The following is a 15,180-nucleotide window of genomic DNA, read 5'->3' as shown; positions in this document are numbered from 1 at the left end:
ACCACCTCCGGTGGCTCCCTCCACCGCCTCGCGATGCATGCACCCCAGCCCCGCTCCTTGATCCACATCCCTATTGCCGGGCGCTCTTATCCGGTCGATCTTCAATCGCGCGGACCAGCGGTCTGCGGACGCCCCATCGTTTCGGATCGTATGGGGGCCTGTTGTCCACAATCGCGCGGGCGGCTGATTTGTCAACGAACTGTCAAGTTCTGGAAATCTGCTCGTGGAGGCTTTTTTATGCGGCAGTATCAGGTTCATGCCCGAGGCGGGGGGAATCGACGCTGAGCAGGTGGTCCGGCGGGACCCGGACTTCTTGATTTCTTACGCTCAGAACGACCAGCGGTGGGCGGAGTGGATCGCCTGGCAGCTGGAGGATGTTGGTTACCGGACGCTGATAGAGGCCTGGGACGGCGTCCCTGGAACGCACTGGGTGGCGGGCATAGGTGCGAGCGCCACATGCGCGCGGCGCGTGATCCTGCTGCTTTCGAAGGCCCATGTGCATGTGATGCGGGCATATGGTGTGAAGTCCGCTTTGGATGGTGACCAGGACGGGTCTGACCGCAGGCTTGTACCGATCAAAGTGGAGGACTGCTCCGTACCACCGGAAATCAGCCACATCAGATCAATAGACCTGTTCGGGCTGCCGGCCGGCGAACCGCCGCACGACGTCGCGCGGCGGCTGCTTGCCGGCATCGAGAGCGCTTTGGCCGGCCGGGGGAAACCCGGTCGCGAGCCTATGCTTCCGGGCCAGGCGCGATCGATGCCCGAGCCGCCTTTCCCCACCCCCGGTAAGCCGTTCGGCGATATGGGCCGGGTGGTCGTGGAAAGCGTGGCGGCCGACGATCCGGCGAGGTCGGAGGCGTTTGTCGGCCGGGGTGCTGAGCTGGCGAAGCTGATGGGGCTGCTGGCGTCGGCCGGGGCCGGGGCCAGATCCGGCACCGGCGCGCGGCCGGCCGCGGTGGTGATCGGGCCGGGCGGGACGGGAAAGACGGCGCTGGTACGCCGCGCCGCCGCTCACGCGGTGGGCAAGGGCTGGTTTTCCGGTGGCGCCTTCATCGTTGACCTGCAGGGTTACGGTCGCCATCCGGGGATCGGCGCGGATCAGGTTTACCGTCCTTTACTTGTCGCCCTTGACCGGGCTCAGGAGCTCCCCGCCACGCTCGGCGAACAGGCCGCGGTTTACTACCGCATGCTGGCTGAACAGGCCAAAGCCGGAAAACCGGTACTACTGGTGCTCGATAACGTCTCGCATGTGGATCAGATTGCCGCCCTGCTGACCGAGCACCCGGCCCATCGGGTATTGGTGACGTCCCGAAGGAACGTTTTCGATCTTGTTGACCATCAGGTCGTCGAGCTGGGTGCTCTCGCCCCCTCGGACGCGGTAAAGCTCCTCGGCCGTGTGCTTTGCGATCGTGACCCGTCCGACCAGCGAGTGGTCCAGCAGCGTGGCGCGGCTGACGAGCTGGCCACACTGTGCGGATGGTGGCCCCTCGCCCTGCGTATCGCCGGCACGCTGCTGGCTGACAGCCCGCGGCTGGCTGTGACCGACCTGGTCGCCGACCTCGCTGACGTCCCCGTCCCGATTGTCTGTCCGGACGATATTGTCTGTCCGGACAATGACGAGAGGCTGCTGGCGCCGATCCTCACGCTTTCCTGGGAGCGCATGGTACGTCATGACCCGGCCGCGGCTGAGTTGTTCTGGCTGCTACCGGTCAATCCCGGCGCGGAGATATCGACTGAGGCCGCGGCTGCGCTGGTTGGTTGGCAGCCGTGGCGGGCAAGTTGGAAACTGCGCACGTTGCAGCGGGCCCATCTGGTCAGGCCCGCCAACGCCCCGGGGCGTTGGCGGATGCATGATGTGGTCGCCTCGTACGCCGCCCAGCGGCTCCCCAGGCCTCCCTCGTTGCCCGCCAGTGGCGCTGACGCCCGTGCGCACGCATTTGACCGGCTGCTTTGCTACTACCAGACACAGGCCGCCGATATGGCGCGGCGAGCGGGATGGTTCCTGCTGCGCCACAGCCGGCCCGCTGCTGCCTCACGAGTACCGCTCGGCTGGGAAGCACGCCAGCAGGCGTTGGCCTGGTTCACGGCCGAGGAGCCGAATCTGCTCGGCTGCATCGAGTATGCCGCGCGGCTCGATCGTCGCGCGGTCGAGCGGGGCCGCGGTTCGGCGCTCATAGCCCGTGTCGAAGCGGTGACCGGCCGCCCATTAAGCCAGCTAAGCCCATTAAGCCCATTAAGCCGGATGGGAGATGCCTGGAGCTGGCGGTGGACTGTCGGTGGCCGGCGGCGAACTGTCTGGCATCGACAACAGATGGTAGTTGCCCTGATTGATGCCATGGCGGGCTATCTCCGTAACAACGGGCCGTGGGAGAACGCGGCGGAACTGCACCACCTGGCCGCTGACGTCGCCGAACGGTGTGGTGACGCGCGCGCCCGGGGTATCGCGCTCAACGACCTCGGGATCACCTACCGCCTGTTGGGCCATCAGCGACAGGCGGTGGAGATCCTGGCGGACGCCGTCGAGCTGTTTCGTCGGCCTGACCGGTTCCAGCGCCTGGGCCTACCGGTGGGTGGTAGCCGCGCGGCCCTGCTCGGCCAGGCCAACGCGCTTCACGAGATGGGCATCGTCCACAACGAGGGTGAATCCTACGAGGATGCGCTCAAGCTGTTGGAAGAGGCGCTGCGGCTGTATCGTGAGGTTGCCGATGAGATTGGCGTCGCCAATGCGTCCAAGAACCTCGGTGTCGCTGTCTTCAATGTCGGCTGGTCCGTCGGGAGGAAGGATCCCGCGATGCGGGACGCGGCGCGCGAACTGTTGAACGAAGCGTTGCGTCAGTATGACACAATCAATGACAATCTCGGGGTTGCTGAGGTCCGCAACCACCTGGGCCGATTGTGGCTGAAGTCTGGCGCACCCGACCGGGCGCGCGACGAATTCGACGGCGCCCGGAAGCTGGCGGTGCGGGCGGGCAGCCGGCTCGAGGAAGCCAGGGCATGTCGGGGCATCGGTGAGTGCCAGGCGAGTGGTCACGACTACGCCCAGGCCATCTCCTCGTTTGAACACGCTCGGGACGGCTATTTCAGCGTCGGCGCCGGCAAGGACCTGGATGACGTCAGGGAGCGGCTGGCGGCTCTTCGGGGTGGCCCGCCGCTCGATACTCGTTAAATCGTCTCAGCGCGGTCCGGGTGATTTCCTCCGGTGCGGCGGAGGCGTCGACCACGGTGCCTCTCTCGCCGGGAAGCAACGGTTCCAACGTCTGAAGCTGCGAGTCCACCAACGACGCCGGCATAAAATGGCCGTGTCGGCTGGCCACCCGTTCGACGGCGAGCGCGCGGTCGATATCCAGGTGAAGAAACCACGCGTCAGGGTACGCCTCGCGCAGCCGGTCCCGGTACTGGAACCTGAGCGCGGAGCACGACACCACCCCGCCCTTGTCGGTGTTCACCTGATCCCGGATCCAGGCCGCGATGGCAGCCAGCCACGGCCGCCGGTCGTCGTCGTCAAGCGCCTGCCCGGCCATCATCTTCGCGACGTTGGCCGGCGGATGGAACGAGTCGGCCTCCGCATAGACGACACCCAGCCGCTCCGCGAGCAGGTGGCCGATCGTGGTCTTCCCGCTGCCAGCCACTCCCATTACCACGGCGATCGGCTGCGAGATGCTTGCGGACCGGGTCATCCGTATTCTCCTGGGCGCGGTTGCGAGGAGCGCACGCTGGCGGCTGGAGAGCGCACGTTAGCAGATGCGGGGGAGCTGTTCGCCGACGAGCATGTCGACGATGCGGGTGCCGCCCAGCAGGGTGCGCATGACGACCCGGCCGGGATGGGCGGCGACGACGGTACCGAGGCGGGTGGCGTCCCGGCCCTCGGGCAGGGCGCGCATCGCGGCCAGCACGGCGTCGGCGACCTCGGGCGCGAGGACGGCGACGAGGCAGCCTTCGTTGGCGACGTGCAGCGGGTCCAGGCCGAGGATCTCGCAGGCGGCGGCCACCGCGGCCGGGATGGGCACGGCCTGTTCCTCGATCTCGATCCCGGCCCCGGACGCGGCGGCGATCTCGTTCAGCGCGGACGCCACACCGCCGCGGGTGGGGTCGCGCATCGCGCGCAGTCCCGCGTCACCGCCCGCCACCATGGCCGCGACCAGCCGGTGCAGGGGACGGGTGTCCGAGGTGATCTCGCTGTTGAAGCCGAGGGACTCCCGGGCGCTCAGGATGGCCGTGCCGTGCGCGCCGAGCGGCCCGGAGAGCACGATGACGTCCCCGGGGCGGGCGGAGCCGGCCGAGACACGTGCGCCGGGCAGGCGGCGGCCGATCCCGGTCGTGGTCACGAAGATCCCGTCCGCGGCACCGCGACCGACGACCTTGGTGTCTCCGGTGACGACGGGCACGCCAACAGCGGCCGCGGCCGCGCCGACCGAGGCTGTCACCCGCCGTAGATCCTCGAGTGGAAAACCCTCCTCGATGACGTAGGCGACGGCCAGGGCAAGCGGGCTGGCGCCCATCATCGCCAGATCATTGACGGTCCCGTGCACGGCCAGCGAGCCGATGTCACCGCCGGGGAAGAAGAGCGGGCTCACCACGAAGGAGTCGGTGCTCAGCACCACTGTCGTGCCGTCGATGTCGAGCACGGCCGCGTCCTCGGGAACGCCGGCCGGCGCGGCCGCGCCGAGGGCCGGGAGGAGCACGTCATGCAGGAGCCCGGCGGACAGCTGCCCGCCGCTGCCGTGGCCGAGCATGACCTTCTCGGTCTCCGCCAGCGGCAACGGGCAGCTGGCGCCGGTCAGGTCGGTGGCGGCCGGGCTGAGGATGCTGGGACCGGGGACGGCTGGGCTGGAGATGGTCATGATGTTTCCACGGCTGCCGCCGCCGGCAGCCGGCCGGCGCTCGCCGTCGGGCCGGCAGCGGTGGTCGGGCCGGCAGCCGTGGTCGGGCCGGCAGCGGTGGTCCGGCCAGCACTGTGGAAGGCGGCGCAGGTCCCTTCGCTGGACACCATGGGCGCGCCCAGCGGGGTACGCGGCGTGCACGCGGCACCGTACGCCGCGCAGTCGGTCGGTAGGCGCGTTCCGGTGAGAATGCCCCCAGCGATGCAGGCCGGATGTTCCCGCGTGCTCAGGCCGGCCACGGCGAAGCGGGTCTCGGCGTCATAGGAGGCGAACTCGTCCGCGAGCGCGAAACCGCTCATCGGGATGGTGCCGATGCCCCGCCACATCCGGTCACGGACACCGAACACACGCCCGATGGCCGCCTGCGCCTGGATGTTCCCGGCCCGCCGCACGGCGCGGACGTACTGGTTCTCCACCTGCGCGCGGCCTTCTTCGAGCTGGCGCACCGCCATGAGGATGCCCTCCAGGATGTCGAGTGGCTCAAATCCGGTCACGACGACCGGGATCTGGTAACGCCGTGACAGCGGCTCGTATTCGGTCCATCCCATGACGGCACAGACGTGGCCGGCGGCCAGGAACGCCTGCACCTGGCAGCCCGGCGCGTCCAGCAGCGCGGTCATCGCCGGCGGGACGAGCACATGGCTGACCAGGACGCTGAAGTTCGTCAGGCCGAGCGCGTGGGCGCGCAGCACCGCCATGGCGTTCGCGGGCGCCGTCGTCTCGAACCCCACGGCGAAGAAGACCACCTCGCGGTCGGGGCACGCCGCGGCGATGCGGACGGCGTCCAGCGGTGAGTAGACGACCCGGACATCGCTGCCGCGGGCCCGCATGGCGAGCAGGTCGGTGCTCGTCCCCGGAACCCTGAGCATGTCACCGTAGGAGGTGAGGATGACCTCGGGGCGCCCGGCGATGGCCAGTGCTTTGTCGATGAGTTCCAGCGGTGTCACGCAGACGGGACAGCCAGGTCCGTGGATCATCCGGATCCCCGCGGGCAGCAGTTCGTCGATGCCCTGGCGGACGATGGTGTGGGTCTGGCCGCCGCAGACCTCCATCAGCGTCCATGGCCGCGACGTCACTGTGTGAATCTTGGTGAGCAGCCGCCGGGCGAGCGCTGGCTCACGGTACTCGTCGAGATACCTCATCGGGCCTCCTGGGCGGGTTCGGCGCCAAGCTCCTCGTCGAGCGCTCCCATCGCGTGCAGGATCTCCAGCGTGCGCCGGGCCTCGGCCTCGTCCACGAGGCTGATGGCGAAGCCGACATGGACGATGACGTAGTCCTCCACCCGCGCCTGGGGGACGTAACCGAGACAGACCTCGCGGGTCACGCCCGCGAAGTCGACCGTGCCCATGAGCAGGCCGGCGACCTCGGTCGTCGCCACGACGCGGCCTGGTATACCGAGACACACGGGCTTATTCCCCCCTCAGTCGCGCCGCGGCCACCGCGGCCTGGCCATAGCTCACTCCGCCGTCTCCGGCCGGAACCCGTTCGTTGAGCAACGGGGTGAGGCCGGCGGCCGCCAACGCCGCGGGGAGGGCTTCGGCAAGCAGCTGGTTGTGCATGACCCCGCCGGACAGGCAGACCGTTCGCAACCGGTGACGCCGGGCGGCATCGGTACACAGGGCGACGGTGACCGCGACGATCGTGGCGTGGAACCGGGCGGCGAGGACGCCGACGGCGACCCGGGCGTGCAGTCCCTCCACCAGCGCCCGCAGCGTCGGCCGCGGGTCGTAGACGAGCAGGCCGCCATGACCGACGATCCGCCAGGGCAGCTCGACAGCGCGGGCGTGCCCAGTGGCTGCCGGGTCCGGCGTGCTGACCCCGGGCGTTCCGGCCGCCAGCGCGGCGGCTTCCACCGCGGCGGCGGCCTCACCTTCATAGGTCACCTCGTCGCACAGGCCGAGCAGCGCCGCGACGGCGTCGAACAGCCGCCCCGCGCTGGAGGCGACGGGGCAGTTGACGCCGCGTTCGATCATCCGGGCGGCCACGGACACCTCACGATCGGTCAACCGGTCCAGGAACGGCGCGGCCAGGCGCCGGTCTGTCGCCGAGGGGCCGATGGCCGGCAGGCCGCCGAGCGGTTCCGCGCCGAACAGGTAGCCCAGCGCCACCCGGGCGGGACGGCGCAGCGCCGCGGTACCACCGGGCAACGGTGCCCGGCCGAACCGGGCCACCCGCCGATAGGAGACGAGGTCCGCGACCAGCACCTCACCGCCCCACAGGGTGCCGTCGTCGCCGAGCCCCAGGCCGTCGTAGGCGACGCCGATGAACCGCCCGGTGACACCGTGCTCGGCGGCGCAGGACGCCACGTGCGCATGGTGGTGCTGCACGGCCACGCGCGGCCGCGCGCCGCTCATCATCGCGTACCGGCTGGAAAGCGCGTACTGGGTGGAAAGATAGCCGGGGTGCGGATCGTGGGCGATGACGCGCGGGGTGATGCCGGTCATCGCGCACAGGTGCGCGAGAGTGCGTTCAAACGCCACCAGCGTGGGCTGCTGGGAAAGGTCGCCCGTATGCGGCCCGACGACGGCGGTCGTCCCCTCGGCCAGGGTGAACGTGTGTTTGAGCTGCGCGCCGACGGCGAGCAGCGGCTCGCCGGCAGCGATGGGGAGCCGCAGCGGCCGCGGCGCGTACCCGCGAGCGCGCCGGATCATCGACCCACGCCCCGCGACAGCCCGGACGACGGAGTCATCGTAAGGGGAGCGGATGGCCCGGTCGTGGCTCAGGAACCCGTCGGCCACGGTGGCGAGACGGTCCCGGGCCTCGGCGTCGTCGATCACGATCGGTTCGCCCGAGGAGTTCCCGCTGGTGACGACGAGCGGTCTGCCCAGCTCGCCGAGGAGCAGCTGGTGCAGGGGGGTGACGGGCAGGAACAGCCCGAGCCGTGGGGCGCCCGCCCCGACCGCGCCCGCGAGAACACCATCGTGGGCGCGCCGCAGCAGCACCACCGGCCGTGCGACCGATGTCAACAGGCCCGCCTCCACCGTGTCGATGTCGGCCAGTGCCCGCGCCGCGTCCAGATCGGTCACCATGACCGCGAACGGCTTGGTTGGACGGTGCTTGCGTGCCCGCAGCCGGGCGACGGCCGCGCCGTTGGTCGCGTCACACACGAGCTGGTAGCCGCCCAGCCCCTTGAGCGCCACGGTGCCGCCACTGTCGATCATCGCGACAGCGGCGGCCAGTGCGGCCAGCGTGGCCGTGCCGCCTGTCGACGCGGCTGGCTGGGGATCCGTCCGCGGGCCCCGGCCGCCGGCCGGCGACCACCAGGCGAGTTGGGGGCCGCAGGCCGGACACGCGATCGGCTCGGCGTGGAACCGCCGGTCGCCCGGGTCGGTGTACTCGCGGGCGCAGTCGTCGCACAGGGGGAAGGCCCGCATCGTCGTGCGCGCGCGGTCGTACGGGAGGGTGTCGACGATCGTGGCCCGGGGGCCGCAGTCGGCGCAGTTGACAAAGGGGTACCGGTACCGGCGGTCGTTCGGGTCGAACAGTTCGGCCAGGCAGGCCTCGCAGGTGGCGACGTCGGCGGGCACCTCGCGGACATGGCTGGCCGATGCCGATGCAGGGGCCGACACCGATGCCGGCGCGGCCGGCCGGCTGACCGACGGCCCGACCCGGAATCCCGAGCGCGGGCGCGGAATCGGGGTGGACAGTTCGGTGACACAGACGTCGCGTACCCGGGCCAGCGGTGGGGCGTCCGTGCGCAGCCGGGACGCGAGAGCGGCGAGCGCTCCGGGTGGGCCGGCCGCCTCGATCACGACCCGGCCGTCGTCGTTGCGCACCCAGCCGTCCAGCCCGAGGCTGGTGCCCAGACGGTAGACGAACGGACGGAAACCGACCCCCTGCACGGTCCCGTGGACCTCAAGCCGGTGTGCCACCCGCTCGCGCCGTCCGGCGGTGTCGTCAGGCCGGATCATGACCGTAAGTCTTGCCGCCGAGCGTCATGGCGGGCAAGGGACCAGCGACCCGCCGCCGGCTCCCGCAGGGCCCGCGGCGGGTGCTTCCTTCAGCCCGCCGGCCCCGCGAAAAGAGCCGTGCTCGGACAGTCTTCGGTCGCCTGGCCGAGCGGAGCGCGCAAATCCCGCCACGGTCTGCCCTAGCGTTTCGTTGCGCGAAGTGTCCGGCCGCTGTTGTCAAGCGCTGTTGTCAAGCGTTGTTCCCGAGCGCGCCGGGCAGCTGACGTCCCGTCGAGGCGATGTGGGAGGCAAGCCGTGAACAGCAGCTGCGGGACGGTCGGGCAGGGTGAGGCGCACGGGGTGTCGCCACCGGGCGGTGCTGCCCGGCAGCGGGCAGCGGACGGCAGCCTGTCCGCGCGGCTCGCCGAGGCCGGGGTGGCGCGGCGGTCGATCCTGAAGTTCTGCGCGGGGGTCGTCGCGACCCTCGCGCTGCCGCCCCAGCTCGCTCCCCAGGTCGCGGCGGCGCTGGACAGGATCGACCGGCCTGCTGTCGTGTGGCTGGAGTTCCAGGACTGTGCCGGTGACAGCGAAGCGTTCCTACGCTCGCGCAATCCATCCGTCGCGGACCTGATCCTGGGAATGATTTCGCTCGACTACCACGAGACGTTGATGGCGGCGGCCGGCGCCGACGCCGAGGACGCCCGGGACAAGGCCGTGGCGCGGGGCGGGCACCTGGTCGTGGTCGAGGGCTCCGTGCCCACCGGCATCCCGGGGTCGTGCACGGTCGGGGGCCGATCGGCCGAGGAGATACTCAGGAGCGCTGCCCGCGGCGCGGCCGGGATCATCAACGTCGGCACCTGCTCGGCGTTCGGTGGGATCCCCGCCGCCGGCCCCAACCCGACCGGCGCGGTCCGGGTGGAAGACGTCGTCGGCGGGGTCGAGGTCGTCAACCTGACCGGTTGTCCGGTCAACGCCGACAACCTCACCGCGACGATCGTCCACTATCTGACGTTCGGGCAGTTCCCGGCCCGGGACGGCTTCGGCCGCCCGCTGTTCGCCTACGGGCAGCGCATCCACGACACCTGCGCGCGCCGGGGCCACTTCGACGCCGGCCAGTTCGCGCAGTCCTGGGGCGACGACGGCCATCGCAGGGGCTGGTGCCTGTACCGGCTCGGCTGCAAGGGGCCGGCCACATTCCACAACTGCCCGAGCGTTCGTTACAACGGGGGGACGTCCTGGCCGGTGGCGGCCGGGCACGGTTGTGTGGGCTGTTCCGAGCCTGGTTTCTGGGACACGATGTCGCCGTTCTACGACCGGCTGCCGCATGTCGCGACGCGGGACTTCAGCCTCACGGCGGACAGGATCGGTCTGGGTGTCCTCGCGGCGACCGCGACTGGATTCGCGGCGCACGGGGTCGGTAAGGTCATCCAGCACCGCATGGCCGCGTCTCACACGACCAAGGACGGCCAGGACGCGGCTGGGCCCGCTGAGCCCGCTGACGACAGAGGCGGGCAGGCGACATGAGCCGGTTGGTCATCGACCCGGTGACCCGGATCGAGGGTCATCTGCGTGTCGAGGTAGCGGTGGACGGTGGCCGCGTCACCGAGGCGTACGCCTCATCGACGATGTGGCGCGGCATCGAGACCATCGTCGAGGGCCGGGATCCCCGGGACGCCTGGCTGTTCGCGCAGCGGATCTGCGGTGTCTGCACCACCGTGCACGCGCTGGCCTCGGTGCGGGCTGTCGAGGACGCGGTCGGTGCGGTCCCACCGCGCAACGCCCGGCTGCTGCGTGAGATCATCGCCGCGGCGCTGTTCGTTCATGATCATGTCGTGCACTTCTACCATCTGCAGGCGCTGGACTGGATCGACCCGACCGCGGCGCTGAAGGCCGACCCCGCGCGCGCCGCGGCGCTCGCCCAGTCCAGCTCGGACTATCCGCGCTCGACGGCGAAGCTGTTCGCCGCGGTACAGGCCCGGCTGGGCGCGTTCCTGGCGAGCGGGAACATCGGCCCGTTCACGAACGGGTACTGGGGGCATCCCGCGTACCGGCTCAGTCCGGAGCTGAACCTGGTGGCGTTCAGCCACTATCTCGACGCGCTGGACTTCCAGCGGGACTACGTCCGGGTGCACGCGCTGCTCGGCGGCAAGAACCCGCATCCGCAGACCTATGTCGTCGGCGGTATGGCGTCCCCGATCGATCTGGCGAGCCAGGAGGCAATCAACGACAACACGCTGACCGAGCTCGCCCAGCTGCTGGCGCGGGGGCTGGACTTCGTCGAGAAGGTGTTCCTGCCTGACCTGTACGCGATCGCGGCGGCTTATCCTGAATGGACGACGTACGGCGCGGGGCTGGGCTCGTACATGGTGTTCGGGGACTTCGCGCAGGCGCCGCAGCCCAAGGGCCGGCCACAGGCCGGCGGTCTGTTCCCCGGCGGGGTCATCCGCGACGCCCACCCGCGCGGGGGCACGCTGACGGTCGAACCGTTCGACCCGTCCCACATCGCCGAGTCCGTCGCCCACTCGTGGTTCCGTTACGACGGCTCCGGCGGGCCCACAGCCACAGGTACCGGCGCCGCGCTCGCCCCGTGGCAGGGCCAGACCACGCCGGACTACACCGGCCCCGAGCCGCCCTTCTCCCAGCTCGACGTCGGCGGGAAGTACTCGTGGCTGAAGGCACCGCGCTACGACGGGATCGCGGTGGAGGTCGGCCCGCTGGCCCGCATGCTCGTCGGCTACGCATCGGGCGACGCCCGCATCCAGCCGCTCGTGCGGGACGCGCTGGACGGGCTGCGGCTGGCGCCCACGGCGTTGATGTCAACCCTCGGCCGGGTGCTGGCCCGGGGCCTGGAGACGAAGCTGATGGCACAGTACTCCCTGGAACTCCTCGACCGGCTGCGGGCGAACGTCGGCTCGGGGGACCTGACGATCGCGGACACCGGGAAGTGGCATCCCTCGACGTGGCCGGCCGGGCGGGCCCGCGGCGTCGGCTTCCACGAGGCACCCAGGGGATCGCTGTCGCACTGGGTCGTCATCGACGGCGAACGGATCAGCAACTACCAGGCGGTGGTACCCACGACCTGGAACGCCAGCCCCCGCGATGAGCGGGGTAATCCAGGTGCCTACGAGTCGGCCCTGGTCGGCACCCCTGTCGTCGATCCGCGGCGGCCACTGGAGGTGCTGCGGACACTGCACTCGTTCGATCCCTGCATGGCCTGCGCGGCGCATGTGTACGACGCGGACGGCCGCGACATCGTCGAGGTGCGGGTCCAGTGAGCGCCGCCGTGCCGGACAAGGCGGTGTCGGGGGAAGCCGTGCCGCGGGCGTGCCCGGAGCAGGCCTTCGTGCGGGTGCGGGTCTGGGATCTGCCGGTACGTGTCGTGCACTGGCTGCTCGTCCTGGCGTTGGTGGTGCTCAGCGTGACGGGTTTCCTGATCGGGAACCCGCAGCTGCGCCTCGGCGGCGACGCTTACTGGGTCACCTGGGTGCGAACGGTCCACGAGATCACCGCGTTTGTCTTCATCGACCTGATCCTCGCGCGGGTCGCCTGGCACGTCCTGTCACCCAACCGCTGGTCGCGGTGGACGGAGTGGATCCCCAGCACCCGTGAACGCCGACGCCTGATCATCCCGTCGCTGCGTTTCTATCTGTTCATCGACCGTGAGGCGCCCGAGGTCGTCGGTCACAACCCGCTCGCCGGTATGACCTACGCCGTGCTCTACACGATGTTCGCCGCCGAGATTTTCACCGGAGTCGCGCTGTGGGGTGTGGAAGGCAGGAGCTGGGCCGCCTTTCTCACCGGCTGGGTGTTCCAGCTGGTCTCGTTGCCGACGATCCGGCTCATCCACCATATGATCATGTGGCTGACCTGGGGATTCATGATCCACCATCTGTACAGTGCCATGCTGGTCGACCGGGTCGAGGGGACGGGTGTGATCTCCTCGATCTTCTCCGGATCCAAGTTCCTGCCGAAGGAGCGGCTATGACCGGGGCTGCGACCGGGGTGATGGCAGCCGGCGCCGAGGTGGTGGCGCCTGTTCTGGTCCTGGGTATCGGCAACGAGCTGTTGGGTGACGACGGCGTCGGCGTGGTCGCGGCCCGGCGGCTGGGAGCCGTCCCCGTCCCGGGCGTGGAGGTGCTCGACGGCGGGACGCTCGGGCTCATGCTCATGCCCTACCTGGCCGGCCGCCGGGCGGTGCTCATCCTCGACGCGGTGGCGAGCGCGCAGGGCCGGCCGGGTGATGTGATCGTCATCGGGGACGGCGACGTGCGGCGCGGCCACGGGGTGCGCGCGAGCGCGCACGACGTCGGTCTCGTGGACGCCCTGTCCGCGGCGGAGCTCGCGGGCTGCGCTCCCCAGCACGTCGCGCTGGTCGGCGTCGTGCCCGAGTCCATCGCGGACCGCTGGGGGCTGAGTCCGTTGATCGACTCCAGCGTCACGGAGATGGTGGCCGCGGCCCGGAGCATCCTGGCCGGTTGGGGAGTGACAGATCGGGGAGCGCAGGTGCCCACAGATGCATGAGGCCGGTCTCGCGCGGGCGGCGGTCGCCGCGCTCGTCGACGCGAGCGCGGGAGCACGGGTACGGACGGTGGTGCTCGCGATCGGCGGCGGCGTCGACATCGACGCCGCCGCCGCGGCCTGGCACGGTGCGGCCACCGGCACCTGTCTCGAAGCCAGCCACGTGGAATGGCGCAACGCGGCCGACCGGCTGCGCTGCTTCGCCTGCGGCTGTGAGTACGACGGCGGACGTCTCGATCCGTGCCCGTCCTGCGGCGGCAACGGGATCGTCATCGCGGCAGCGGACGAGCTGGCCGTCGTCGACTGGATGAGCTGACCGCGCCGGCCACGAGCCGAGCCGATGATCAGCAGGGCTGGTGTCAATGCCAGGCTTGGATCAGATCGGCCGGCCCCCAGTGCGCCGCGAGGGGGAGGCTGTCGGCGACGCCGCGGCGGGAGACCGCCACCAGGGGTGTTCCAGGCTCGACGCCGGGGACGGCGAGCATGTCGCGGACAAGGCTGTCGTAGTCACGCCGCCCAAAGGGCTGGTTCTCCAGCCATGTGATGGAACCCAGGAAGTGGACCTTCCCCGCGGCGGGTGCGCGGTCGGCACCGACGATGTCGATCTCGGGATTGTTCTGGCGGTTCCACCAGCCGCCGATCGCTTCGGTGCCGGGCCAGGCCTCGTCCGGTAGCAGCCGAAGAAGGGCTTCTCGGACGACCGGTTCGACGGCCCGGCCACGCCAGGTGGTCCACGAACGTTCGATACGGGTGAGGACGACATCACCGCGGCCCCGCTCCACCAGCGGAATGCCACGGTCGAGAAAAGTCAGCCAGAACCGGAGGTAGGGGTCCGCGATCCGGTAACGCTTGTTCTTCGTGTCGGGCCGGCTGGACAGCGGGCTGTCGGCCGCGACGACCTGCTTGTCGAGCAGCATGGTCAGGATGGGGGACAGCGTGCCCGACGCCAGCGGGCTCGCTCCGCCGGCCGCAGTGGCGATCGCGGTGAAAGTACGTTCTCCGCTGCCGAGCGCCGCCAGCACGGCGCGGGCCTGGGAGGCTTCGGGAAACTCCCCGAGCAGCGTGAGCTCACCCGCCATGAGCAGCGGGGACAGCGGGTTGGCGAGCGCTTGGCGGAGGTAGTCGTCACGGCTCATCCCGCCCTGCCATGCCTGGACAACCTCGGGAAAACCGCCGGTGATCAGTAGTGCGTCCATTGCGTCGCCGGCCGGCAGCCCGGTGATGGACTGGACGTCGGCCAGGTGCAGTGGCCGGACGATCATTGTTGCCGCCCGTCCGAAGAACGGGCGGCCGTAGTGCCCCAGCGCCTCCATGACGGACATGTCACTGCCCACGAGGAGGAGCAGGACGGGCTTCGCGGACAGGTGGCGGTCCCACACCGTCTGCAACGCGCCCTCGAACTCACGGTCCTGCTCGACCAGCCATGGCACCTCGTCGATCACCGCGATGCTGGGTGTGGCGTCGGGGACGGCGACGGCGAGAGCGCGCAGGGCGTGGTTCCAGTCGGCCGTGCCCATGCCCGCGGCGAGTTCCGCGCCGGGCAGGGCGGACTGGGCCAGTGTCTCGGTGAAGTCGGTCCGTTCCGCGATGGGATTGCGGCCCCGCGTCGCCTGGAAGATCACATACGGTACGCCCGAACGATCGCAGAACTCCTGGGCCAGCCGGGACTTCCCCACTCGACGCCGGCCAGTCATGATCAGTGCGCGTCCGCGGGTGCCGCCCTGGCCGGTTGCCACCTGCCGGAGCTGGCCGTCCAGGAGATCGATGTCGGACGTCCTGCCGCTGAATTCCACGGTGCTGCTCCCCGCTCAACATAGATCGCTTCTTACTTAGGGAGCGCAGAAAAATAACACGTAGAGTCCCGGAACGGCGTCCGTTGGTGTGTTATG

12 protein-coding genes are annotated in these 15,180 nt (G+C 70.2%); 6 read left to right on the top strand and 6 right to left on the bottom strand.

Annotated elements, in window-relative coordinates; all coding sequences use genetic code 11:
* Positions 1–256: 256 nt before the first annotated feature.
* Positions 257–3,169: a TIR domain-containing protein gene (locus MJ777_RS06265; RefSeq protein ID WP_239374059.1), complete on the top strand. Its 2,913-nt coding sequence runs from the start codon at positions 257–259 to the stop codon at positions 3,167–3,169.
* On the opposite strand, the gene MJ777_RS06260 is transcribed toward MJ777_RS06265, so the two are convergent.
* The 5 genes from MJ777_RS06260 to hypF form a co-directional block, all read right to left on the bottom strand.
* Positions 3,117–3,680 (bottom strand): gluconokinase, encoded by a 564-nt coding sequence (locus MJ777_RS06260; protein WP_239374056.1) that lies wholly within the window; start codon positions 3,678–3,680, stop codon positions 3,117–3,119. The genes MJ777_RS06265 and MJ777_RS06260 overlap by 53 nt on opposite strands.
* A 57-nt stretch (positions 3,681–3,737) precedes the next feature.
* Positions 3,738–4,736: a hydrogenase expression/formation protein HypE gene (hypE, locus tag MJ777_RS06255; protein WP_239374102.1), complete on the bottom strand. Its 999-nt coding sequence runs from the start codon at positions 4,734–4,736 to the stop codon at positions 3,738–3,740.
* Positions 4,737–4,840: 104 nt separating this feature from the next.
* Positions 4,841–6,025 (bottom strand): hydrogenase formation protein HypD, encoded by a 1,185-nt coding sequence (hypD, locus tag MJ777_RS06250; RefSeq protein ID WP_239374053.1) that lies wholly within the window; start codon positions 6,023–6,025, stop codon positions 4,841–4,843.
* The gene (locus tag MJ777_RS06245; RefSeq protein WP_239334273.1) at positions 6,022–6,288 is read right to left on the bottom strand and encodes a HypC/HybG/HupF family hydrogenase formation chaperone; all 267 of its coding nucleotides are present in this window, start codon (positions 6,286–6,288) and stop codon (positions 6,022–6,024) included. The genes hypD and MJ777_RS06245 overlap by 4 nt, the downstream gene beginning before the upstream one ends.
* 4 nt (positions 6,289–6,292) lie before the next feature.
* Entirely contained in the window at positions 6,293–8,794 is a 2,502-nt protein-coding gene (gene hypF / locus MJ777_RS06240) for a carbamoyltransferase HypF (protein WP_239374050.1), read from the bottom strand.
* Positions 8,795–9,181: 387 nt separating this feature from the next.
* On the opposite strand from hypF, the gene MJ777_RS06235 reads away from it, so the two are divergent.
* From MJ777_RS06235 to MJ777_RS06215, 5 genes are read left to right on the top strand one after another with little or no spacing between them, the layout of a single operon-like run.
* Positions 9,182–10,297, top strand: a complete 1,116-nt coding sequence (locus MJ777_RS06235) for a hydrogenase small subunit (RefSeq protein WP_370652662.1) — start codon at positions 9,182–9,184, stop codon at positions 10,295–10,297.
* Positions 10,294–12,048 (top strand): nickel-dependent hydrogenase large subunit, encoded by a 1,755-nt coding sequence (locus tag MJ777_RS06230; protein WP_239308868.1) that lies wholly within the window; start codon positions 10,294–10,296, stop codon positions 12,046–12,048. The genes MJ777_RS06235 and MJ777_RS06230 overlap by 4 nt, the downstream gene beginning before the upstream one ends.
* Complete coding sequence (gene cybH, locus MJ777_RS06225; RefSeq protein ID WP_239374028.1) at positions 12,045–12,758, top strand: Ni/Fe-hydrogenase, b-type cytochrome subunit; 714 nt, start codon at positions 12,045–12,047, stop codon at positions 12,756–12,758. Before MJ777_RS06230 ends, cybH begins: the two co-directional genes overlap by 4 nt.
* The gene (locus tag MJ777_RS06220) at positions 12,755–13,294 is read left to right on the top strand and encodes a HyaD/HybD family hydrogenase maturation endopeptidase (RefSeq protein ID WP_239374025.1); all 540 of its coding nucleotides are present in this window, start codon (positions 12,755–12,757) and stop codon (positions 13,292–13,294) included. Before cybH ends, MJ777_RS06220 begins: the two co-directional genes overlap by 4 nt.
* A complete protein-coding gene (locus MJ777_RS06215) occupies positions 13,287–13,607 on the top strand; it encodes a hydrogenase/urease maturation nickel metallochaperone HypA (RefSeq protein WP_239308865.1) in 321 nt (106 codons plus the stop codon). The genes MJ777_RS06220 and MJ777_RS06215 overlap by 8 nt, the downstream gene beginning before the upstream one ends.
* 43 nt (positions 13,608–13,650) lie before the next feature.
* Here MJ777_RS06215 and MJ777_RS06210 read toward each other — a convergent pair whose 3' ends face one another.
* The gene (locus MJ777_RS06210; RefSeq protein ID WP_239374022.1) at positions 13,651–15,084 is read right to left on the bottom strand and encodes an ATP-binding protein; all 1,434 of its coding nucleotides are present in this window, start codon (positions 15,082–15,084) and stop codon (positions 13,651–13,653) included.
* Positions 15,085–15,180: the final 96 nt, after the last annotated feature.

The organism is Protofrankia sp. Cj5 (assembly GCF_917627405.1).
Lineage (GTDB): Bacteria > Actinomycetota > Actinomycetes > Frankiales > Frankiaceae > Protofrankia.
Note: the sequence above shows the minus strand (reverse complement) of the source record. Positions and strands in the feature narration are given on the sequence as shown.

Bases quoted from the DNA above. Each gene is read 5' to 3' on its own strand.
- hypF (WP_239374050.1), bottom strand. From the start codon at position 8,794: ATGATCCGGCCTGACGACACCGCCGGACGGCGCGAGCGGGTGGCACAC.
- MJ777_RS06230 (WP_239308868.1), top strand. From the start codon at position 10,294: ATGAGCCGGTTGGTCATCGACCCGGTGACCCGGATCGAGGGTCATCTG.
- MJ777_RS06265 (WP_239374059.1), top strand. From the start codon at position 257: ATGCCCGAGGCGGGGGGAATCGACGCTGAGCAGGTGGTCCGGCGGGAC.
- MJ777_RS06260 (WP_239374056.1), bottom strand. From the start codon at position 3,680: ATGACCCGGTCCGCAAGCATCTCGCAGCCGATCGCCGTGGTAATGGGA.
- hypD (WP_239374053.1), bottom strand. From the start codon at position 6,025: ATGAGGTATCTCGACGAGTACCGTGAGCCAGCGCTCGCCCGGCGGCTG.
- MJ777_RS06220 (WP_239374025.1), top strand. From the start codon at position 12,755: ATGACCGGGGCTGCGACCGGGGTGATGGCAGCCGGCGCCGAGGTGGTG.
- hypE (WP_239374102.1), bottom strand. From the start codon at position 4,736: ATGCTCGGCCACGGCAGCGGCGGGCAGCTGTCCGCCGGGCTCCTGCAT.
- MJ777_RS06215 (WP_239308865.1), top strand. From the start codon at position 13,287: ATGCATGAGGCCGGTCTCGCGCGGGCGGCGGTCGCCGCGCTCGTCGAC.